We start from the raw sequence: 21,360 nt of genomic DNA, 5'->3' as shown, positions 1-21,360 counted from the left end.
CCATCATTGGCCCTGCCGTGACTTAGCTCACTGTTGCGTTCATATTGGTCATGGGAGGTGCTGATGATCCACCGCTGGAGTATTGCCCGCCGGCTGTTTGTGGCTAATTTGCTGATTGTGCTGGCTTTTACGACCATCGTCGGCACAGCCGCGTACCTCGACGCCCGGGACCGGAGCTACGAGGAAGCCGGCCGGCGGATGACCGGCGTAGCTGCGACCGTTGCCGCCGCCCCCCTGGTCCTGCAGGCTGCCGACGCCCCTGACCCGACCGCGTTGCTGCAGCCCTTCGCGCTGAACGTTATGGCCGCATCGGGTGCAGACTTCGTGACCATCATGGCGCCGGACAGGACCCGCTGGACGCATCCCCGGGACGAAGAGATAGGCAAGCAGTACATCGGTTCGATTGAGGCTTCGCTGCGTGGGGAGGTGTTCACCGAGGTCACCGCAGGAACGCTGGGCCCGTCGGTGCGGACGGTGGTTCCGGTCAAGGATGCGGCAGGAAACGTCAGGGCACTGGTGGCGGCCGGCGTAACGGTGCGGACTGTGGACGTTGCCCTCTCCGGCCGGTTGCCGGCGCTGCTGGCCATCAGCCTGGCACTGCTGGTGGGCGGATCCCTGGCCTCATTACTGCTGGGCCGCTACCTGCGCCGCGTGACCAGGGGCTGGGGTCCGGAGCAGCTGGCGCAGCTGTTCGCCTACTACGAATCGGTCCTGCATTCCGTGCGCGAGGGGCTGATCCTGATCGACACCAGAGGGAGGGTGGTGATGTACAACGACCAGGCCGCCGAGCTGCTGGGGCTGGCACCACGCGATTCGGGCGCTGACCCGTCCAATCCCCCACTGTTGGCGGACCTCCCGCTGGCCCCCAGCCTGAAGAGTCTTTTTGAATCCGGCCGCACGTCACACGATGAAATCCATCTGACCGGCCCCCGGATCGTAGTGGTCAACCAGGGACCGGCTGTAGGCACGGACTCCCCGGGCCACAGGCCACCGGCGGTGTACGGCACCGTGGCCACCATCCGCGACCGCACGGAAATAGAGTCACTGGGCAGTGAACTGGAAACGATGCGGACGCTGTCAGACGCCCTCCGCGCCCAGACACACGAGCATGCCAACCGGCTCCACACCATGGTTTCCCTGCTGGAACTGGGACGGACCCGGGAGGCTCTGGAGTTCGCCACCAAGGACCTCGAACTGAGCCAGCAGCTCACCGACAAGATGGTCCGTTCCGTGGACGAGCCGGTCCTCAGCGCCCTGATCATGGGCAAGGCCGCCGAAGCGAATGAGCGCGGGGTGAACCTGGCGGTCTCCGTCCAAGGTTCCGCATCCGTTGCGGGCCTGGCCGTCCAGGACCTGGTCACCATCCTGGGGAACCTCTTGGATAACGCCATCGACGCCGCCGCGGACGGCGAGTCACCAAAGAAGGTGGAGCTGACCGTGGAGTCTGACGCCGAGGGCCTGGACATCATGGTCCAGGATTCGGGCCCCGGCGTAGACCCGGCCGACGTGGACCGCATCTTCAAGCACGGCTACAGCACCAAGGGTTCCAGTCCTTTCGGGCGGGGAATTGGCTTGGCCCTCGTTCGCCAGGCCGTGCAGCGTCTGGACGGTACCATGACCATCACAGGCAAGGACGGCGCACGCTTCCATGTCTTCCTGCCGGCCATGGCCGGCGGAACCGACAAAGAGGAGCAGTTCCAGTGACCGATATCCGCGTCCTCGTCGTGGAGGACGAACCGGTGGCATCGGCCGCGCACGCAGCCTATGTGGGCAGGATGTCCGGATTCACTTTGGCCGGGACGGCCCCGAACGGCCAGTCCGCTCTCAGGCTCCTGACGGATCTGGTGGCCGCCGGCCAGCCGGTGGAGCTGGTCCTGCTCGACATGAACCTGCCGGACCTGCACGGCCTGGACATCGCCCGGCGGATGCGGGCGGCAGGAATCCTGGCGGACATTATTGCCATCACAGCGGTCCGGGAAGTGGCGATTGTCCGGAGCGCCGTGGCCATCGGCGTGGTCCAGTACCTGATCAAGCCCTTCACTTTTGCCACGTTCGAAGACAAACTCTCCAGCTACCGATTGTTCCGGCAGCAGCTCGCCTCCCCCGGGTCCGGGGCCGGGAGGACCGGCGCGTCCCAGAGCGAGGTTGACCAGGCCTTCGCAAGCCTGCGCGCGCCATCGGAAATGCCCCTGCCGAAAGGCCTCTCCGTCTCCACGCTGGAATCGGTCCGGGACTACCTGAAACAGCACTCGGGATCCGTTTCGGCCACGGAAGTCATGGCGGCGCTTGGAATGTCCCGCGTGACGGCCCGCCGCTACCTCGAATACCTCGCCGACGCCGGCATCGCCTCCCGGGCGCCCCGCTACGGCACGCCCGGCCGGCCGGAAAACGAATACGGCTGGAAGCGGCCCTGAAACTACAGACGTGTTTCCGGAGAGCCCGCGGCTAGGCAGAGGAGATGGCTTCCTTCAGAGCCCCCAGCACCAGGGTCACTGATGCGGCGTTTGCGTTGGGGCCCATCAGCCCGATCCGCCAGATGCTGGAAGCGTACTTGCCCGCCCCTGAGCCAATCTCGATGCTGAAATGCTCCAGAAGATGATGGCGTACGGCCGCGGAGTTGACGCCGTCCGGGACCTTGACAGTGGTGAGGCTGGGCAGCCGGTGGCCTTCGGCCGCGAAGAGCTCCAGTCCCATCTGCTGGAGCCCCGCCTGCAACGCCGCCCCTGCCGCGCGGTGGCGCGCCTGGACGGCGTCCAGTCCCTCGGCCAGGATTCTTTGCAAGCCCGCCTCCAGGCCGGCGATCATGGTGACCGGCGGCGTGTGATGGTAAGTTCGACCGCTGCCGCTGGCGGCGCCGACGTAACCGCCCAGCAGGCCGACGTCCAGGTACCAGGAGCGGGGATCCTTGATCCTTCGTTCGAAGGCCCTTCCCGTCATCGTGAACGGCGAGAGCCCCGGCGGCACGCCGAGGCATTTCTGGGTGCCGGCATAGCCGACGTCGATTCCCCAGTCGTCTGCGCGGAGTTCGAGCCCGCCGATGGATGTCACGGCGTCGACAATCAACAGGGCATCGCCCTTGTTCTGCCCGAGCGATGCGACGTCGGAGAGGACGCCCGTTGACGTTTCGGCGTGGACTGCCGCAATCACCTTCGGCCGCGGGTGAGCCGTCAGAACGCGTTCGACGTCGATGGGCGTACCCCATTCGTGGTCAACCCGAACCACTGTGGCGCCGCAGCGGCGGGCCACCTCACACATACGCTCACCGAAGAGCCCGTTGACGGCGATCACTGCCACATCGCCGTCGTCAACGGTGTTCACAAAAGCCGCTTCCATGCCGCCTGAACCGGTGACGCTCAAAGGCAGCGTGCGGGCATTCTGAGTTCCCCAGACCGTGCGGAGGCCCTCGCAGGTGTTGTCGAGCCGTTCAATGAAGACCGGATCCAGGTGCCCAATCACCGGATGCGCCAACGCGGCGGTCACTTCCGGGTAGCAATTGCTCGGTCCCGGACCGAACAGGAACCGTGAGGTCAAAGCCTGTGGCATTGGAACTCCTTCGTCAGTCAAGCATTCTTTGCGTCCGGGCTACTGCCGCGGGTATTAACGGCGCCTTCCGGCCGGAGCACACCCAGCAACTGCCCGATCACCTCGGGATCCTCAATCGTAGAGGGCACAACGTAATCGTCGCCGTCGGCAATCTGGCGCATGGTCTTGCGCAGGATCTTCCCTGACCTGGTCTTGGGGAGTGCTTCGACCACTATGGCGTGCTTGAAGTCAGCCACCGGCCCGATGTCCTTCCTGACAAGGGCGATCAGCTCGCGGACCACCTCGTTTTCGTTGGCGGTCACGCCTGCTTTGAGCACCACGTACCCGCTGGCGCGCTGACCCTTGAGGGGATCCGCCACGCCAATCACGGCACATTCGGCGACGGCCGGGTGGCTGGCGATGACCTGCTCAATCGCACCGGTGGACAGCCGGTGGCCCGCCACGTTGATGATGTCGTCGGTCCGGCCCATCACAAAGACATAGCCATCGGCGTCCCGGTAGCCGCTGTCGCCTGTGGCGTAGCTGCCTTCAAACGCCGCCAGGTACGAGGACACATAGCGGTGGTCGTTCTGCCACAGGGTGGTCAGGGTACCGGGAGGCAAGGGAAGCTGCAGGACAATGTTTCCCTCCTCCCCCGGCTGCACCGCAGCCCCTGAGCCGTCCACAATCTTCAGTTCGAAGCCGGGCATGGGCACGGTGGGTGACCCGGGCTTGAAGGGGAGGTCATCCAGCCCGCGCGGGTTGGCGCAGATGGCCCAGCCGGTTTCGGTCTGCCACCAGTGGTCCACCACGGGAACACCCAGGACCTCACCTGCCCAGCGGTAGGTGTCCGTGTCCAGCCGCTCGCCGGCGGCAAACAGCGTTCGCAGGGTGGAGATGTCGTAGTGGGCCAGTTCCGCAGCCTGGGGGTCTGCCTTGCGGATCGCGCGCAGGGCGGTGGGCGCGGTGAACAGGACGTTGACTTTGTGGTCCTGTACGACGCGCCAGAATGCTCCGGCATCAGGGGTCCCCACGGGCTTTCCCTCGTAGAGGACCGTGGTGGCACCGGCCAGCAGCGGGCCATAAACAATGTAGGAGTGCCCCACCACCCAGCCGACGTCGGACGCGGTCCACATCACGTCACCCGGACCGACGTCGTAGATGTTTGCCATGGTCCAGCTGAGCGCGACGGCATGGCCGCCGTTGTCGCGCACAACGCCCTTCGGTGTGCCGGTGGTGCCGGAGGTGTACAGGATGTAAAGGGGGTCGGTTGCTGCGACGTCCACGGGTGCCGCCGGGGCGGCAGCGTCAAGGCACCGGTCCCAGTCCAGCCAGTCCGGATACTCGGAGCCCGAATGCATAAAGCCTTCCCGGTCCTTGACGATGACGGGCGTCTGCCTGGCGCCGGCGAGTTCGAGTGCTTCGGCGACCGCCGGAAGATACTCCACCCGGCGTGAGGGCTCTATCCCGCCGGACGCCGTCACAATCGCGGCCGGACCGGCATCCTTGATGCGGGCGGCGAGTTCCTTGGGTGCGAACCCGCCGAAGACCACCGAATGCACGGCCCCGAGCCGGGCCGTCGCCAGCATGGCGATGGCCGCCTCGGGAATCATGGGCATGTAGATAACCACCCTGTCCCCTTTGCCGACTCCCTGCGAGCGCAGCACACCCGCGAACCGCGCCACGAGGTCCGTCAGTTCGGCGTAGCTGTACGTGCGTTTGATCCCCAGCATCGCGGAGTCATAGATGAGCGCAGCCTGGTCCCCGCGGCCGGCCTCAACGTGGCGGTCCAGGGCGTTGTAGCTCGTGTTGAGCATGCCATCGGGAAACCAGTGGAACAGCGGGGCGGCCGATCCATCGAGCGCGGTTTCAGGAGTCCTGGACCAGGTCACGCCTCCCGCGGCCTCGAGCCAGAAGGCATCCTTGTGTTCGATGCTGCGCGAATATGCTTCCCGGTAATTTCCGCTGACCGTCATGGGCTCCCGTTCACGTCGCTGTGTTGCCACCATGCTATGCGGCCCACCCGTCCCAGACAAGGTCTGTGTATACATACATGCACCCATGTCGCTGATGATCCGGTTTTTCTGGGCTATTCGGCATTACATGTATACACTGGTGCCCATGAGCAGATTGACGGGAGGAACCATGCGGGCCAGCGACAAAGCCTATGCAACGCTTCGGGAAGACATTATCGAATGGCGCCTGACGCCCGGAACGGTCCTCGCCGAAGTGGAGCAGTCGGAGCGCCTGGGCGTCTCACGCACCCCGGTCCGGGAGGCGCTGAGCCGGCTCAGCGCAGAGGGGCTGACGACGGCGGCAGGCGGCCGCGGCGTCGTCGTCACCGACATCTCACTGGAGGACATCGATGAGATGTTTGAGCTCCGCGAAACCCTGGAGGGCAAGGCCGCTGCGCTCGCGGCCGTTCGCGGCGAGCGCACTGTCTTTGCGAAGCTCCACACCGATCTTCTGCGGGCGCAGGAGCTGATCAGCGACACCGATCCTGCCCGGCATGAGTACTACGCCCTGGTGGGCCGGCTGGATGAGGCGATCGACGCTGCCATCTCAAACTCCTACCTCGCCCAGGCGATGCGCAGCCTGCGGGTCCATCTGGTCCGGGTCCGCCGTCTCGCTGCCGATGACGCACCGCGACTGCACGCGGCCGCCGTCGAACACGCGGCCATTGCCGAGGCCATCGCCGCAGGCAATGCCAGGCTCGCCGAAGCAGCCACCACCCTGCACCTGCACCGCAGCCTTTCCCACGTCAAAGCTACCCACCCACAGCACTAAGAAGGAGCACCATGGTTAAGCTCAACCACGTCCGCGTCTACAAGAGCGAAGAGAACCTCGCCCGTGAAGACCAGCTGGCCCACAAGATCGCAGCCGTCGCCGCCGACGCCGTCGAGGTTACGCCCGAGGTTACCGAGATGGTCATCAACCGCGTCATCGACAACGCCTCCGTGGCCATCGCTTCCCTGAACCGCGGCCCGATCGTGGCTGCCCGTGCCCAGGCGCTGACCCACGCACCGACCACCAACGGCAAGGGCTCCGGCGTCTTCGGCATCACGGACCGCGTCTCCCCCGAGTGGGCAGCCTGGGCGAACGGCGTGGCCGTCCGCGAGCTCGATTACCATGACACGTTCCTGGCGGCGGACTACTCCCACCCGGGCGACAACATCCCGCCGATCCTCGCCGTCGGCCAGCACGTCGGCGCGAGCGGCAAGGACCTGATCCGCGGCATCGCCACCGGCTACGAAATCCAGGTCAACCTGGTCAAGGCGATCTGCCTGCACAAGCACAAGATCGACCACGTAGCGCACCTCGGCCCGTCCGCCGCTGCCGGCATCGGCACCCTCCTGGGCCTGGACGTCGAAACCATCTTCCAGTCCGTCGGCCAGGCTCTGCACACCACCACCGCCACCCGCCAGTCCCGCAAGGGCGAAATCTCCACTTGGAAGGCGCACGCACCGGCGTTTGCAGGCAAGATGGCTGTGGAAGCCGTGGACCGCTCCATGCGCGGCCAGACCTCCCCCGTGCCGATCTACGAAGGCGAAGACGGCGTGATCGCCTGGATGCTGGACGGCCCGGACGCCTCCTACGAGGTCCCGCTCCCGACTCCCGGGGAGGCTAAGCGCGCCATCATGGACACCTACACCAAGGAACACTCCGCCGAATACCAGGCCCAGGCCTGGATCGACCTCGCACGCAAGCTGCACACCGAGCACCCGGAGGCCACCGACCCCACCAACGTAAAGTCGGTCCTGATCAAAACCAGCCACCACACGCATTACGTCATTGGTTCCGGCGCCAACGACCCGCAGAAGTACAGCCCCACGGCCAGCCGGGAAACCCTGGACCACTCCATCCCGTACATCTTCACCGTGGCACTCCAGGACGGCTCCTGGCACCACGTTGACTCCTACAGCCCCGAGCGGGCCGGCCGCGCCGACACCGTGGAACTGTGGAACAAGGTCAGTACCGTTGAAGACGCCGAATGGACCCGCCGCTACCACTCGCTGGACATCGCCGAGAAGGCCTTCGGCGGTTCCGTAGAGATCACCCTCACCGACGGCACGGTCATCACCGACCAGATCGCCGTAGCCGACGCCCACCCGCTCGGCGCCCGGCCCTTCGCCCGCCAGCAGTACATCAACAAGTTCCGCACCCTGGCAGCCGGACTGGTCGCCGAGGCGGAAATCGAGCGTTTCCTCGCAGCCGCGGAAAGCCTTCCGGACCTGGGCCCGGGCGAACTGGACCAGCTGAACATCACCGCCGCCCCGGGCGTCATCGACCTCAGCAACGCACCGGCCGGCCTCTTCTAAGCTCTGCCTACCCACCCCGCACAGGAGAACCAGATGCTTTATTCCAAGACCACCCCGGAACAGAAGCGGATCGCGTTGCGCGACATGCTCGCGTCCGGCACCATCCAGCAGTTCCCCGGCGCGTTCAACCCGCTCTCCGCCCGGCTGATCGAGGAAAAGGGCTTCGCCGGTGTTTACGTCTCCGGTGCCGTACTGGCCAATGACCTTGGCCTGCCGGACATTGGGCTGACCACCCTCACCGAAGTCGCCACCCGCGCCGGGCAGATCGCCCGCATGACCGACCTGCCCACACTGGTGGACGCGGACACCGGCTTCGGCGAGCCCATGAACGTGGCCCGCAGCATCCAGGAACTCGAAAACGCCGGCCTGGCCGGCTGCCACATCGAAGACCAGTTCAACCCCAAACGGTGCGGACACCTGGACGGCAAGAACGTGGTGGACCAGGACACGGCCACCAAACGCATCCGCGCCGCAGCCGACGCCCGCCGCGATCCGAACTTCCTCATCATGGCCCGGACCGACATCCGGGCCGTGGAAGGAATCGAAGCTGCGAAGGACCGGGCACGGGCCCTGGTGGATGCCGGCGCGGACGCCATCTTCCCGGAAGCCATGAGGGACCTCTCCGAGTTCCAGGCCATCCGCGACGCCGTGGACGTGCCCATCCTGGCCAACATGACCGAGTTCGGCAAGAGCGACCTGTTCACCGTGGACCAGCTCCAAAGCGTAGGCGTCAACATGGTCATCTACCCGGTCACGCTGTTACGCATTGCCATGGGCGCAGCAGAGCGTACTCTGGAATCGATCAAGGCCACAGGGTCGCAGGAATCACAGGTGGAGAACATGCTCACCCGTGCGCGGCTTTATGACCTTGTGGACTACGAGGCCTACAACCACTTCGATACCGGCGTTTTCAACTTCCACATTCCCGGCGTCCGCTAGGGCCCGGGAGCCACCAAGGAGACTGCAAGCATTCCGGCGCATCCGGGCTTGCCCAATGAACGAAGGAGGACAGCATGGAAGCTGTCGATATTAAGAAGGGCCTGGCCGGCGTCGTGGTGGACTACACCGCGGTTTCAAAGGTCAACTCGGATACCAATTCGCTGCTGTACCGCGGCTATCCGGTCCAGGAGCTCGCGGCCAAATGCAGCTTCGAGGAAGTGGCCTTCCTGTTGTGGAACGGCGAACTGCCCACCCCTGAAGAGCTGTCCGCGTTCTCTTCCCGCGAGCGCGCCGGCCGGGCCCTTGATCCTGTGGTGAAGCAGATCGTTGACACAATTCCCACCACTGCCCACCCGATGGATGTCTGCCGGACCGCAGCGTCCGTCATGGGCGCCCGGCACCCCCTGGCGGAAGACTCGTCGCCCGAGGCCAACATGGCCAAGGCCGTGGATCTCTTCGCAGCCATGCCCGCGGTGGTCGCCTACGACCAGCGGCGCCGGCGCGGCCAGGAAGTGGTTGAGCCCCGGGATGACCTGGGCTACTCGGAAAACTTCCTGTGGATGGCGTTCGGCGAAGAGCAGGTCCCGGAAGTCGTGGAGGCCTTCAATGTCTCGATGATCCTGTACGCCGAGCACTCCTTTAACGCCTCCACGTTCACCGCCCGGGTGGTGACGTCCACATTGTCCGATCTTCATTCCTCCGTGACGGCGGCCATCGGCGCGCTCAAGGGCCCACTGCATGGCGGCGCCAACGAAGCCGTGATGCACACCTTCGACGAGATCGGCATCCGGCCTGAGGAATCACTGGACGAAGCCGCCACCCGCGCCAAGGCCTGGATGGAGGACGCACTGGCCCAGAAGAAAAAAGTCATGGGCTTCGGCCACCGCGTCTACAAGCACGGTGACTCCCGCGTCCCCACCATGAAAGCCGCGCTGGACAAGATGATCGCCCACTACGGCCGCCCGGAGCTGCTGGGTCTCTACAACGGCCTCGAACAGGCCATGGACGAGGCCAAGGCCATCAAGCCGAACCTCGACTACCCGGCCGGCCCCACCTACCACCTGATGGGCTTCGACACCCCCACGTTCACTCCGCTGTTCGTGGCCAGCCGAATCACCGGGTGGACCGCCCACATCATGGAACAGGCAGCCAGCAACTCCCTGATCCGCCCGCTGAGCGAATACAACGGACCGGAAGAACGGCACGTACCCTGACCCTCCCCACCGGCTCCCAAACCTCGCAAGCTCGGTTCGGGTCCCTCGCCGGCGTGGGCCCAACCGTACGACGGCGGGCCGGTCACCTTTGAAGGTGACCGGCCCGCCGTTTTGAGCGTCGGCCTCAGCGGGTCGAGTAGTCCTGCACTTCGCGGACGGTTTCGTTGTCATCGTTCAAAACCACTGTCAGCCGCAATAAAGACCCGCCCAGGACCAGCGGCAGCCAGTGCGCCGCGTCCTGCCACATCCGGTCCACCGGCAAGGCGCCGACGTCGAACCATTCCGGCCGGATCTCGGCACTTTCGGCTGGCTGCCCGGTCCAACGCGCTGCGACAAAGAGCCGGGTGCTCATGTTCCATTCCGGGCGGGCCGGGAAATCGAAGGTGACCACGCCGGCGTCGTGCAGATCCTCCTGCCGGACCACCAGGCCTGCTTCCTCGTGGACTTCACGGCAGGCAGCCTCTTCATCCGTCTCCCCCGGTTCAACATGGCCGCCAAGCCCCACCACTTTGCCGCGGCCGAAGCCGGTTTTCTTCAGGCCGAGCAGGACCTGTGGCACCCCGGCGGACTTACGGGTGAGGAAGCACAGCGTGACAGGGGTGAACGTCATGCCCTCAACCCTATAGCCGGTAACCTGGCCGCGGACGTTAACCCAGCGCGCGGGGGTGGGCTGCTGCGTAGATTTCCCTGAGGGTGTCAGCGGTGACCAGCGTGTAGACCTGCGTTGTGGTGACCGAGGCGTGCCCCAGCAGTTCCTGCACCACGCGGACATCCGCGCCGCCTTCGAGTAGGTGCGTTGCGAAGGAATGGCGGAGTGTGTGCGGGGAGACATCCTTCGTGATGTTGGCTTTGTCCGCGGCTGCCTTCAGGATGGTCCAGGCGCTTTGCCGGCTGATTCTTCCCCCGCGGGCGTTCAGGAACAGGGCGGGAGTGCCCTTGCCCTTCGCCGCCAGCAGCGGACGTCCGCGGACCAGGTATGCGTCCACAGCCCGCGCCCCATAGGATCCCAGCGGCACCAGCCGTTCCTTGGATCCCTTCCCGAACAGGCGGACCACGGCGGGCCCGGCTTCGGCTTCCTGCAGGGCAATGTCGTCAACGTCCAGGCCCACGGCCTCGCTGATCCGTGCACCAGTGGAATAGAGGAATTCAAGCAGGGCACGGTCCCTGAGCCCTGTGGGAGTGTCCGTACCCGCGGCTTCAAGGATCCGGGTGACTTCGTCCACGCTGATGGCCTTGGGCAGCCGCTTGCCCGGCATTGGCGGGTGGACGTCGCTGGCGGGGTCCGTCGTGGTAATCCCCTCCAGGGCCCAGAACTTGTGCAGTCCCCGGACGGCCACCACGGTCCTGGCAGCAGACCTGACACCCAGGGCCGTGCCACCGTCGGATCCGTCGTTGAGGGCCATCAGAAACCCCGTCACGTGGTGGCGGGTGATCTGGTCCGGGGCGTGGCAGCCCTCCGATGTCACGTAGCGGGAGTACCGCGCCAGGTCACGGCGGTAGGCCGAGAGTGTGTTGGCGGCCAGGCCGCGTTCCACACCCATATGTTGCAGATACTCGGTGATGGCGAGGTCGATGGCAGTCAGTGGCCGAACCGGCGGCGTCGGGGCTTCCGCCTCAGTAGTCGCCGTCATCAACGCTGGCTGGGGTGCGCGGGCCAGGGGGCATCCGCGGGACGCAGTCCGCCAAAGCCGTCAGCCTTCGCCGCAGCGGCAGCCAGGATTCCGACGACGGCGGACGGGTTGTGCAGCCTGCCTTCCAGGACCGAGGCCACGGCGTCGTCCAAAGCGATCCAGTGGAACTCAATCTCGGCTTCCTCATCGGTCCTCTTATGGCGTTCGTGGTGAGGGACCTCGGTGAGGCCGCGCGCAAGATATATGCGGATGGCCTCGCTGGAGGAGCCCGGCGAATTGAAGAAGTCCACCAGGACATTCCATTCGCCGGCCGCAAGGTCCGCCTCCTCGGCGAGTTCGCGGGCGGCACCCACCACAAAATCCTCGCCTTCCACATCCAGCAGGCCGGCTGGGATCTCCCAAAGGTCCATGCCCACAGGGTGCCGGTACTGCCTGATCAGCAGCACCTCGCCGGCATCGTTCATGGGCAGGACGGCCACGGCGCCAGGATGGTCGATGTAGTCGCGGGTCAGGGACTCCCCTGTCTCGCTCAGCTGGAAGCTGTCGCTCACCACATCCCAGATCCGGCCTTCATAGACCTTCTCCGTAGACAGAAGACGGCGCGGGCTCGGTGCGTCCGAAACCTGCCGTGCAGCTTGGGGGGTTTCAGGTGTGCCGGGCATCGCGCCGTCCTCTACTTATTCGGTTTTATTTCGCGGCAACCGTACGCAACGGCTTGGCGGCCGGCGCGTCCTGTGCGTTCTGATGGTCCAGGGCGGCCTTAATAAGCCCGGCGAAGAGCGGGTGCGGCCGAGTGGGCCGTGAGCTCAGTTCGGGGTGCGCCTGGGTTGCCACGTAGAACGGGTGGACCTCCCGGGGCAGCTCAACGAATTCCACGAGCTTGCCGTCCGGCGACGTTCCGGAGAACACGAGGCCCTCGGCAGCGATCTGGTCGCGGTACTTGTTGTTGACCTCGTAGCGGTGCCGGTGCCGTTCGCTGACCGTGGTCTTGCCGTAGGTCTCTGCGATGACCGAGCCGTCGTCGAGCTTGGCTTCGTACAGGCCCAGGCGCATGGTGCCGCCAAGATCGCCCTTGCCGTCCACGATGTCCAGTTGCTCTTCCATGGTGGCAATCACCGGGTATTTGGAATCCGGTTCGAACTCGCTGGAGGAAGCGCCTTCCAGGCCCACAACGTTGCGTGCATATTCGATCACCATGCACTGCAGGCCCAGGCACAGTCCCAGGACCGGCAGCTTGGATTCGCGGGCGTACTTCAGGGCGCCCAGCTTACCTTCGAGGCCGCGGATGCCGAAGCCGCCGGGTACGCAGATGGCGTCCACGCCGTCCAGGGATGCCACGGCTCCTTCATGGGTTTCGCACTCATCCGAGGGTACCCAGCGGATCTTGACCTTGGTGTCGTTGGCGAAGCCGCCGGCACGCAGGGCCTCGGTAACGGACAGGTAGGCGTCCGGCAAGTCGATGTACTTGCCCACCAGTGCGATTTCCACGTGGTGCTTGGGGTTGTGGACTGCTTCGAGCAGCTTGTCCCAGCTGGTCCAGTCAACGTCCTTGAACGGCAGGTCCAGGGCACGGACAATGTAGGAATCCAGTCCCTGCGTGTGCAGGGTCTTGGGGATGTCGTAGATGCTGGGTGCATCCGGGCACCCGATGACGGCTTCGACATCGACGTCGCACATGCGGCCGATCTTGGCGCGCATGGGCTCGGGGACTTCACGGTCCGAGCGGATCACGATTGCCTCGGGCTGGATGCCGATCGAGCGCAGGGCGGCCACGGAGTGCTGCGTCGGTTTGGTCTTCAGTTCCTGCGAGGGTCCGATGTAGGGAACCAGGGAGACGTGGACGAAGAACACATTGCCGCGGCCGATGTCCTGGCGGACCTGGCGGGCCGACTCGAGGAAGGGCTGCGACTCGATGTCACCCACGGTGCCGCCGATTTCGGTGATGATGACGTCCGGCGCGTTTTTGCCTTCGGCCGGAAGCCGCATCCGCCGCTTGATCTCATCGGTAATGTGTGGGATGACCTGGACGGTGTCGCCGAGGTATTCGCCGCGGCGTTCCTTCGCGATCACCGTGGAGTAGACCTGGCCGGTGGTCACGTTGGCCGAGCCCTCGAGGTTTTCGTCGAGGAACCGCTCGTAGTGTCCGATGTCCAGGTCCGTCTCGGCGCCGTCGTCAGTGACGAAGACTTCGCCGTGCTGGAAGGGGTTCATCGTGCCCGGATCCACGTTCAGGTAGGGATCGAGCTTCTGCATAGTTACAGACAGGCCGCGTGCCCGCAGGAGGTGACCGAGGCTCGAAGCCGTCAGCCCCTTACCGAGCGAGGACGCCACACCACCGGTTACGAAGATGTGTTTGGTCGTCTTGGACGAGCCCGGGAACCGGGAATTTACACGGGAATTTGATCGCTGCACCACGGAATTCGAGCCTATCATCAATTGAGCCTTTCCCGGATCAGGAACTGTCTCCCCAAATGATCCAGTGTGCAGGGCGAGGCGCCCTGCGAGCAAGGGGTGCAGGCGGTCAGGCTCGCTGCGGCAGCAGTTTTGCGTCGTCCAGGAGCTCCTGGGCGTGTGCCTGGGCCGATTCTGAATCCTCCTGGCCGGCCAGCATCCGGGCGAGCTCCCGCACGCGCTCCGGGCCGTTGAGGAGGCGAACGTCACTGGACGTGAACCCGGTGGCGGTGCCGCCGTCGGCCCCTCTGACGGATGTCTTGGTGACGGTGATGTGCTGGTCCGCGAAGGCGGCAACCTGCGGCAGGTGTGTAACCACCAGAACCTGAACGTGCTGTGCCAGCATGGCCAGCCGGCGGCCAATTTCGACGGCGGCACGCCCGCCGACTCCAGCGTCCACCTCATCGAACACAAACGTGGGCACCGGATCCACCGCGGCGAGCACCACCTCGATGGCCAGCATCACACGGGACAGTTCGCCGCCGGAGGCGCCCTTGCCCAGCGGACGGGCCGGGGCTCCGGAGTGGGGCTGGAGCAGGAACGTGATCTCGTCCGCTCCATGCGGTGTCAACTGAGCCGCCGCCTCACGGGTAATCACCAGGGTGGCGTCCGCCATGGCGAGTGCCTTCAGCTCCGCGCTCACCCGGCCGGACAGGTCCTTGGCGGCCTTGGCCCGGATTTTGCTGACGGCGCCCGCCTGCTTCTGAAGTTCCGCTTCGGTTCGGACCACGTCGGCGTCCAGGGCTTCGATCCTGGTGGAGTCGTCCTGCAGCTCGTCGAAACGGACCCGGGCGTTTTCCGTCCACACCAGGACTTCGTCGATGCTCGGGGCGTACTTGCGGACCAGTGTGGCCAGGGCGGCCCGCCGGTCCTCGATCTCGGCCAGGCGTTCGGGGCCCTCCGAGTCCAGGCCGGCCTGGTAGCTGGCCAGCTCCGTAGCGATGTCGTTGAGCAGAAAGCCCACTTCGGCCAACCGGGCGGCGGCGGACCCCAGCTCGGCATCGTGCTCGGCCACGTGCTCCAAAGTTCTTTTCGCAACGTCCACGAGGGTGGTGGCGTCGCCGGAGTCCCCGTAGTCCTCCGCGATGAGCGCCTGGTGCGCCGTGTTCGCGGCAATCCTGAGCTCTTCGACGTTGGCCAGTTTCACGGCCTCGGCTTTGAGGGACTCGTCCTCCCCCGGCTGCGGATCCACGGTGCTGATTTCGGCCAGCGCGACTTCGAGCGACTCTGCTTCGCGGAGCCTGTCACGCGCGGCGCTGCGGAGGGCTTCCAGCTCCGCCTGGCTGGCCTTCCAGTGGCTGTAGAGCGCCTGGTAGGAGGCCAGCGGGCCAGCCAGCGCATCGCCGGCAAATTTGTCCAGGGCACCGCGCTGGGCGGCCGCCCCCTTCAGCCTGATCTGGTCCGACTGGCCGTGGACCACCACGAGGGTTTCACCGATCTCCGCGAGGACGCCCACCGGGGCTGCCCGCCCGCCGAGGAAGGCCCGGCTGCGCCCGTCGGCACCGAGGCGACGCGCAAGGATGAGCTCAGTGCCGCCGTCGAACTCCTCTACGTCGGCACCGGCCTCCACTGCCCGGGCGATCGCCGGGTGCCCGGCATCGAGCTTGAGCACGGCCTCCGCCGTGGCGCTCTTCGCACCGTTCCGGACGGCCCCGGCGTCGGACCTTGCACCCAGCAGGAGGCCGACGGCGGTGACCACCATCGTTTTGCCGGCACCGGTTTCGCCGGTAACGACGCTCAGCCCGGGGCCCAGCGGCAATGTGGCGTCGGTGATGACGCCCAGATCGCGGATTCTCAGTTCTTCAAGCATGGTTCACTTTGCGGTCGCGGGATCGGTGTCGTCCTCCGGCTGGTCGCCGGAGGAAAGCTGGAGCGGCGGCCTGGGCCCAGGCGTCCGGACGATCGGGATGGGTCCGGTGTGGATGGTCTCCGACTGCGGCACGGGCCCGCGCCAGCCGTGAATGGGGAGTTCGAATTTGCTGACCAGCCGCGCTGAAAACGGCGTCTGGTGCGTCCGGGCCAGCCGGACCGGTGTGGCGGACTTGGTCACTTCAACCCTGGCGCCGGGCGGGAGGTCCACGGAGCGCCGGCCATCGCACCAGAGCACACCCTGGGCACCGGTGCGGGTGAGGACTTCCACGGCAAGCCGGGACCGCGGCGACACCACCAGCGGTTTGGCAAAGAGCGCGTGGGCGCTGATGGGAACAATCACCAGGGCCTCGACCTCCGGCCAGACCACAGGTCCGCCGGCGGAAAACGCGTACGCGGTGGAACCTGTGGGAGTGGCCACCACTACACCGTCGCAGCCGAAAGACGTCAGTGGGCGCTCGTCCACTTCGGTCACCACCTCGATCATGCGTTCGCGGTTGGCTTTTTCGATGGCGGCCTCGTTCAGGGCCCAGGTGTGCCAGATCTTCTGGCCGCGGACCCAGACCTGGACGTCGATGGTCATGCGTTCTTCCACCGTGTAGTCGCGGCGGGCAATCCATTCCACCGTCTGGGCCAGGTCTGCCCGCTCGCTCTCGGCCAGGAAGCCGACGTGGCCAAGGTTGACACCCAGCAGGGGAACGTCAACCTCGCGCACCAGCTCTGCGGCGCGCAGGATGGTGCCGTCACCGCCGAGGACCATCACCAGTTCGACGTCCGGTAACTGGACGTGGTCGTGCAGGATTTCCACCGGCTGGGTGAGCTGCCCGAAGAATCTTTCCATGTCACGCAGTTCAGATTCCTGCATGACCGGGACGATGCCGGAGTCATGGAGTTGGGCGCAGGCTTCCCAGGCGGCCTTCAGTGATTCCTCGCGGCCAGTGTGGGCAAGGACAAGTACTCGCCTGCTCATCGGGTTCCGCTTTCTAGTGGTTCGGCCAGATTCGGCCAAGCAAACCGTCAATGGCTGCGAGGCGCTCTTCGATCTTAGGCAGTTCTTGGGCCATCCTGCGCTTTATCCACAGGAAGTATTCGACGTTTCCGTCCTGGCCAGGTAGCGGGCTGGCCGCTAAGCCGCATAAGTCCAGCCCGGCGTCGAGCGCTGCATTGGCCACTTTTTCCACTGCCATCCGGCGTTCGCGCTCGGACGTGACCACGCCGGTACGGCCCAGCCGGTCCTTGCCGATCTCGAATTGGGGCTTCACCATCAGCACCAGGTCACCGCCAGGCTGCGTGCACAGCGCCAGGGGCAGGACCACCAGGGTCAGGGAGATGAAGGAGAGGTCGGCCACTGTGAGTTCAGCCTCCCCGCCGATGTCCGCAGGCGCCATGTAGCGCACGTTGAGGCCCTCGTGAACGGCTACGCGGTCATCGGCGCGGAGCTGGGGGACCAGCTGGTCATGGCCGACGTCGACCGCCACCACGTGTGCCGCACCGCGCCGCAGGAGCACCTCGGTGAAGCCGCCGGTGGACGCCCCGGCGTCCAGGCACCTCTTGCCCGCAACCGTGACTTCCGGGAATACGTCCAAAGCACCCGCCAGCTTGTGACCGGCACGGCTGACGTAGCTGTCCGCTTCCGTGTGCTCGACCGACAGGTCCTTGCCGTCGTCAACCTGCAGGGACGCCTTGGACAGAATCTGGCCGGCGGAGCTCACCTTGCCCTCGGCAATCAGCGATGCTGCGTGGGTCCTGGATCTGGCCAGGCCGCGGGCGACGAGCGCCTGGTCCAGTCGTGCCATGCTCAAGCTTCTCCTTCGCCGTTTGGGGCCTCGTCGTTCAGCGCATGCAGCAGGGCATCGTGGAGGTCGCTGTAAACGGCTTCATGCTCAGATACGGGCAGCCCCTGGATGCCGTCCAGAACGGCCATTAGGGCCGCAACGGACGGATCCGTGGCGGCCGGCGCAGCTTTGTCAGGCCATTCCGGGGTTGGCTGGGCTGCTTCCGGATGTACTTCGTTCAGCTCAGTCATCGGACCAGTCTAATGATTGCGCCACTCGAGTTTGGGCTCGGTGGCCCGGTCTGCGTCAGGGACCGCAGTCCACCAAGCGGCACAGGCGGCCCGCCACGAATCCAGGTCGCTCTCGCTGCCGCTGATCTGGACGGTGTCACCGCTGACCCGCGCGGTGGCGGCTCCGCAGCGGTGCATTCCGTCAGTGTGGTCCACGGCCGGGTAGGGACGGTGGAGGTCGCTGAGGGAATTGATGATGTAGTCAGGACGCTCGGCCGTACGCGCGGCAAGGATGCTGGCCGTGGTGTCGACGCCGGTCAGCACCGCCACGGTGGCGAACCCGGCGTTGTTGCCGCCGAGGATGTCCGTGTCCAGGCGGTCGCCCACCACCAGCGGGCGGTCAGCCGCGAGCCGTTTGGCGGCGGCGTGGAACAGCGGAGCCTCCGGCTTGCCGGCAACCCGCGGAGTCTGACCGGTGGCGGCGGCGACTGCTGCCACCAGGGTGCCGTTGCCCGGGGCGATGCCCCGGGCCTGGGGAATGGACATATCGGTGTTCGTAGCAATCCAAAGTGCACCGGCCGACACGACGTACGCCGCCTCGGCCAGATCTTTCCAGCCGATCCCGGGGTTGAATCCCTGGACCACGGCCACCGGACCCTCATCCTGGCTGTAAACAGGGGTCAGTCCCACTAGCTCGATTTCCTGTGCCAGGGCGGGGCTGCCGGTGATCAGCACCCGCGCTCCGGGGGCGACGAGTGATGCCAGGAGCTCAGCCGCGGCTTGCGAGGAACTGACTACCTGTTCGTCGTCTGCCGGTGCACCCAGTTCACGAAGATGCGCCGCCACCTGCGCCGGAGTGCGGGAGGCATTGTTGGTGACATACCCCAGGCCAATGCCCAAACCCTCCAGTTGTTGCAGCGAATCCACGGCGCCCGGGATAGCGTGCTGGCCGGCGTAGACAACGCCGTCCAGGTCCGCCAAAAGGGCGTCGAACAGGGAAATCAGTGGCACTTCAGTCATAGCGGGCTAGCTGTCCCGTCCGTCAGAGTGGGTATCGCTGCCGTTGTTGTTGTCGTCTGCGCCGCTGGGCTCGGCGTCGCGCTCTTCGTCATCTTGCTCGGCGTCGCCGGCTTCCAGCTCGTCTGCTTCGACGGAATCCTCGTCAGTTTCGGCGTCATCGGACTCGAAGAAATCCGATTCCACGTCATCGATGGCTGCATCCACGCCGGCGGCCTCAACAACGGTCTTGTCCGCGGCTACCTCGGAACGGGCAGCAGGCGTGGAGGCACTGGTCTCGGGGTCTGCGGCAGCGCGCTCGAGCAGGCGCCGGCGCTGTGCTTCCTCGCGGGCTTCCTCTTCCTCGTCCCAGCCAAGGTCCACGATGTCCGGTTCCTCATCGGCACCAATGCCCAAGGCATTTTCAGCCACAACGGCCTGCCTCTGCCATTTTGCTGCTTCATCTTCGCGACCGACGGCGGCCAGGGCGTTTGCGTACGCCCGGAAGAGCCTTGGACTGTAAGAGAACGCCCGGTTGATGTCCAGCTGGGCAATTTCAAGTTCCGCCACGGCAGCGTCCAACTGGCCGAGGTCAGAGCGCGCCCCGGCTGCAACGATGGCCAGTTCGACTTTGCCGGGCGCGTCCAGGTCATTGGCTTCCTCGGACCGCACCACGTCGAGGGCGCGGTCAGGCCGGCCCAGTCCGCGTTCGCAGTCGGCCATCACGGGCAGGTGGACGTTCGAACCGCTGATGCGGCGGTAGGTCCGGAATTCGCGCAGGGCTTCGCCGTAGTGTCCTGCGGCGTAAGCGGTGAGTCCGACGGCTTCACGGACGGCAGCCAAGCGGCCACCACGCCGGCTCGCGGCGAGGGCGTGCTGGAAGGCCAGCTCGGGCTCTTCGTCGATCAGGCGTCCGGCCATTACCAAGTGGCGGGCCACCCACTCGGCGCTGTTGTCCTCGAGGGTCTTGATCTGGTGCTGCGTGGCGCGGTCCAGTTCCTTGCCCGTGACATCGTCGTCGATCTGCGGTGAACGCTCGCGGTCGGGACGGTTGGCGCTGCGAAGATCACGCGCGTTGGGTACACGGACCGGGCGGTCTTCGGCACGGTCCCTGCCGAACTGGCGGGGGCCGGTATCTCCCCGCTCGAAGCTGCGGGGGGCACGGTCCTGGCGGTCGCCAAACGGCTTACGGTCACCGCCGCCGAAGCTGCGACGCTCGCCGTCACCCTCACGGCGCGGGCGGTCACCGAAGGACTTGTTGTCACGGTCACCGAAAGGCTTCCGCTCGCCACCACCGCTAAACGGCTTACGGTCACCGCCGCCGAAGCTGCGACGTTCGCCGTCGCCCTCGCGGCGCGGGCGGTCACCGTAAGGCTTACTGTCGCGGTCGCCGTAGGGCTTGCGCTCTCCGCCACCGCTGAACGGCTTCCGCTCGCCGTCACCCTCACGACGGGGTCGGTCACCGAAGGACTTGTTGTCACGGTCACCGTAAGGCTTCCGCTCGCCACCACCGCTAAACGGCTTACGGTCACCGCCCCCACTGAATGGCTTGCGGTCACCGCCGCCAGCGTAGGGCTTGCGGTCACCGCCGCCGAAGCTACGACGTTCGCCGTCGCCCTCGCGGCGCGGGCGGTCACCGTAAGGCTTACTGTCGCGGTCGCCGTAGGGCTTGCGCTCTCCGCCACCGCTGAACGGCTTCCGCTCGCCGTCACCCTCACGACGGGGTCGGTCACCGAAGGACTTGTTGTCACGGTCACCGTAAGGCTTCCGCTCGCCACCACCGCTAAACGGCTTACGGTCACCGCCCCCACTGAATGGCTTGCGGTCACCGCCGCCAGCGTAGGGCTTGCGCTCTCCAGCACCGAAGCTACGACGTTCGCCGTCGCCCTCGCGGCGCGGACGATCACCAAAAGGCTTACGTTCACCGGAGCCAGGCGCCCGCTTCGGCGCCTCAGAGTTACGGTCGTCCCGGGAACGGAATCCCCGCGGCTCGCCGCCGGAATTGTTATTGCCGCGGAAAGGACCGCGGTCGTTACCGCCGCGGTTGCCGCCGTTGTGCTCAGCCATGGGGATTCCTCCTGTTATGAGCCGACCACTGGCGCAATCGCAGCCGCTCGTTCCGTGTTTCGTTATGCTACGCAACCCGAAATCAAGCGCTTCGAAGTCCGTACATCTCAGTCAATTCTAGGCGAGAGCCCATCGACAGGTGACATGGATCCGCCTCCAGGCCGCCGTCGTGGGAATGTTCACACTCCCAGCGGTGCGTCTCGCAGTTTCTGCGGGGTTCCCGGGACACCATTGCGGGTCCTTGGGTGTGCGGGGTGTTTGGGTGGTTAAAAGGGAGTGCCCCCCAACACGTGTGTGTTGGGGGGCTCTCGACCGTTAATGATGTTCCGGCGGTGACCTACTCTCCC

General features: G+C 65.8%; 18 protein-coding genes. 6 read left to right on the top strand and 12 right to left on the bottom strand.

Features of this window, described 5'->3' with window-relative positions; all coding sequences use genetic code 11:
• Positions 1–63 precede the first annotated feature (63 nt).
• Positions 64–1,704: a sensor histidine kinase gene (locus ACZY1F_RS16160; protein ID WP_463943018.1), complete on the top strand. Its 1,641-nt coding sequence runs from the start codon at positions 64–66 to the stop codon at positions 1,702–1,704.
• Complete coding sequence (locus ACZY1F_RS16155) at positions 1,701–2,414, top strand: response regulator (RefSeq protein WP_463943017.1); 714 nt, start codon at positions 1,701–1,703, stop codon at positions 2,412–2,414. Before ACZY1F_RS16160 ends, ACZY1F_RS16155 begins: the two co-directional genes overlap by 4 nt.
• A 31-nt stretch (positions 2,415–2,445) precedes the next feature.
• Here ACZY1F_RS16155 and ACZY1F_RS16150 read toward each other — a convergent pair whose 3' ends face one another.
• Positions 2,446–3,543: a pyridoxal-phosphate-dependent aminotransferase family protein gene (locus ACZY1F_RS16150; protein ID WP_463943015.1), complete on the bottom strand. Its 1,098-nt coding sequence runs from the start codon at positions 3,541–3,543 to the stop codon at positions 2,446–2,448.
• A gap of 17 nt (positions 3,544–3,560) precedes the next feature.
• On the bottom strand, positions 3,561–5,498 hold the full coding sequence (locus tag ACZY1F_RS16145) for an AMP-binding protein (RefSeq protein WP_463943290.1): 1,938 nt from the start codon (positions 5,496–5,498) through the stop codon (positions 3,561–3,563).
• Positions 5,499–5,667: 169 nt separating this feature from the next.
• On the opposite strand from ACZY1F_RS16145, the gene ACZY1F_RS16140 reads away from it, so the two are divergent.
• From ACZY1F_RS16140 to ACZY1F_RS16125, 4 genes are all read left to right on the top strand, one after another.
• Positions 5,668–6,309, top strand: a complete 642-nt coding sequence (locus ACZY1F_RS16140; RefSeq protein ID WP_463943288.1) for a GntR family transcriptional regulator — start codon at positions 5,668–5,670, stop codon at positions 6,307–6,309.
• Between the two features lie 11 nt (positions 6,310–6,320).
• Positions 6,321–7,841, top strand: coding sequence for an MmgE/PrpD family protein (locus ACZY1F_RS16135; RefSeq protein WP_463943013.1), 1,521 nt, complete (start codon positions 6,321–6,323; stop codon positions 7,839–7,841).
• 33 nt (positions 7,842–7,874) lie between these two features.
• On the top strand, positions 7,875–8,780 hold the full coding sequence (gene prpB / locus ACZY1F_RS16130) for a methylisocitrate lyase (RefSeq protein ID WP_463943011.1): 906 nt from the start codon (positions 7,875–7,877) through the stop codon (positions 8,778–8,780).
• Positions 8,781–8,854: 74 nt separating this feature from the next.
• Positions 8,855–9,994, top strand: a complete 1,140-nt coding sequence (locus ACZY1F_RS16125) for a bifunctional 2-methylcitrate synthase/citrate synthase (protein WP_463943010.1) — start codon at positions 8,855–8,857, stop codon at positions 9,992–9,994.
• A gap of 124 nt (positions 9,995–10,118) precedes the next feature.
• On the opposite strand, the gene ACZY1F_RS16120 is transcribed toward ACZY1F_RS16125, so the two are convergent.
• From ACZY1F_RS16120 to ACZY1F_RS16075, 10 genes are all read right to left on the bottom strand, one after another.
• Positions 10,119–10,604, bottom strand: coding sequence for an 8-oxo-dGTP diphosphatase (locus tag ACZY1F_RS16120; protein WP_463943008.1), 486 nt, complete (start codon positions 10,602–10,604; stop codon positions 10,119–10,121).
• Between the two features lie 37 nt (positions 10,605–10,641).
• Positions 10,642–11,625, bottom strand: a complete 984-nt coding sequence (xerD, locus tag ACZY1F_RS16115; protein ID WP_463943007.1) for a site-specific tyrosine recombinase XerD — start codon at positions 11,623–11,625, stop codon at positions 10,642–10,644.
• Positions 11,625–12,287: an NUDIX domain-containing protein gene (locus ACZY1F_RS16110; protein WP_463943006.1), complete on the bottom strand. Its 663-nt coding sequence runs from the start codon at positions 12,285–12,287 to the stop codon at positions 11,625–11,627. The genes xerD and ACZY1F_RS16110 overlap by 1 nt, the downstream gene beginning before the upstream one ends.
• Positions 12,288–12,312: 25 nt before the next feature.
• Positions 12,313–14,058, bottom strand: coding sequence for a CTP synthase (pyrG, locus tag ACZY1F_RS16105; protein ID WP_463943004.1), 1,746 nt, complete (start codon positions 14,056–14,058; stop codon positions 12,313–12,315).
• A gap of 88 nt (positions 14,059–14,146) precedes the next feature.
• Positions 14,147–15,886 carry a DNA repair protein RecN gene (gene recN, locus ACZY1F_RS16100; protein ID WP_463943002.1) on the bottom strand — a complete coding sequence of 580 codons (1,740 nt, stop codon included), beginning with the start codon at positions 15,884–15,886 and terminating at the stop codon, positions 14,147–14,149.
• A 3-nt stretch (positions 15,887–15,889) separates the two neighbouring features.
• Entirely contained in the window at positions 15,890–16,915 is a 1,026-nt protein-coding gene (locus tag ACZY1F_RS16095) for an NAD kinase (RefSeq protein ID WP_463943000.1), read from the bottom strand.
• 13 nt (positions 16,916–16,928) lie between these two features.
• On the bottom strand, positions 16,929–17,741 hold the full coding sequence (locus ACZY1F_RS16090; RefSeq protein ID WP_463943287.1) for a TlyA family RNA methyltransferase: 813 nt from the start codon (positions 17,739–17,741) through the stop codon (positions 16,929–16,931).
• Positions 17,742–17,743: 2 nt separating this feature from the next.
• Positions 17,744–17,971, bottom strand: a complete 228-nt coding sequence (locus ACZY1F_RS16085; protein WP_463942998.1) for a hypothetical protein — start codon at positions 17,969–17,971, stop codon at positions 17,744–17,746.
• Positions 17,972–17,980: 9 nt separating this feature from the next.
• On the bottom strand, positions 17,981–18,970 hold the full coding sequence (locus ACZY1F_RS16080) for an HAD-IIA family hydrolase (protein ID WP_463942996.1): 990 nt from the start codon (positions 18,968–18,970) through the stop codon (positions 17,981–17,983).
• A 6-nt stretch (positions 18,971–18,976) separates the two neighbouring features.
• Entirely contained in the window at positions 18,977–21,013 is a 2,037-nt protein-coding gene (locus tag ACZY1F_RS16075) for a hypothetical protein (RefSeq protein ID WP_463942995.1), read from the bottom strand.
• Between the last annotated feature and the right edge of the window lie 347 nt (positions 21,014–21,360).

The sequence above is a fragment of the Pseudarthrobacter xylosi genome (genome assembly GCF_055412765.1).
Note: the sequence above shows the minus strand (reverse complement) of the source record. Positions and strands in the feature narration are given on the sequence as shown.

Bases quoted from the DNA above. Each gene is read 5' to 3' on its own strand.
- ACZY1F_RS16160 (WP_463943018.1), top strand. From the start codon at position 64: ATGATCCACCGCTGGAGTATTGCCCGCCGGCTGTTTGTGGCTAATTTG.
- ACZY1F_RS16150 (WP_463943015.1), bottom strand. From the start codon at position 3,543: ATGCCACAGGCTTTGACCTCACGGTTCCTGTTCGGTCCGGGACCGAGC.
- ACZY1F_RS16145 (WP_463943290.1), bottom strand. From the start codon at position 5,498: ATGACGGTCAGCGGAAATTACCGGGAAGCATATTCGCGCAGCATCGAA.
- ACZY1F_RS16140 (WP_463943288.1), top strand. From the start codon at position 5,668: ATGCGGGCCAGCGACAAAGCCTATGCAACGCTTCGGGAAGACATTATC.
- ACZY1F_RS16135 (WP_463943013.1), top strand. From the start codon at position 6,321: ATGGTTAAGCTCAACCACGTCCGCGTCTACAAGAGCGAAGAGAACCTC.
- prpB (WP_463943011.1), top strand. From the start codon at position 7,875: ATGCTTTATTCCAAGACCACCCCGGAACAGAAGCGGATCGCGTTGCGC.
- ACZY1F_RS16125 (WP_463943010.1), top strand. From the start codon at position 8,855: ATGGAAGCTGTCGATATTAAGAAGGGCCTGGCCGGCGTCGTGGTGGAC.
- ACZY1F_RS16120 (WP_463943008.1), bottom strand. From the start codon at position 10,604: ATGACGTTCACCCCTGTCACGCTGTGCTTCCTCACCCGTAAGTCCGCC.
- xerD (WP_463943007.1), bottom strand. From the start codon at position 11,625: ATGACGGCGACTACTGAGGCGGAAGCCCCGACGCCGCCGGTTCGGCCA.
- ACZY1F_RS16110 (WP_463943006.1), bottom strand. From the start codon at position 12,287: ATGCCCGGCACACCTGAAACCCCCCAAGCTGCACGGCAGGTTTCGGAC.
- pyrG (WP_463943004.1), bottom strand. From the start codon at position 14,058: ATGATAGGCTCGAATTCCGTGGTGCAGCGATCAAATTCCCGTGTAAAT.
- recN (WP_463943002.1), bottom strand. From the start codon at position 15,886: ATGCTTGAAGAACTGAGAATCCGCGATCTGGGCGTCATCACCGACGCC.
- ACZY1F_RS16095 (WP_463943000.1), bottom strand. From the start codon at position 16,915: ATGAGCAGGCGAGTACTTGTCCTTGCCCACACTGGCCGCGAGGAATCA.
- ACZY1F_RS16090 (WP_463943287.1), bottom strand. From the start codon at position 17,741: ATGGCACGACTGGACCAGGCGCTCGTCGCCCGCGGCCTGGCCAGATCC.
- ACZY1F_RS16085 (WP_463942998.1), bottom strand. From the start codon at position 17,971: ATGACTGAGCTGAACGAAGTACATCCGGAAGCAGCCCAGCCAACCCCG.
- ACZY1F_RS16080 (WP_463942996.1), bottom strand. From the start codon at position 18,970: ATGACTGAAGTGCCACTGATTTCCCTGTTCGACGCCCTTTTGGCGGAC.
- ACZY1F_RS16075 (WP_463942995.1), bottom strand. From the start codon at position 21,013: ATGGCTGAGCACAACGGCGGCAACCGCGGCGGTAACGACCGCGGTCCT.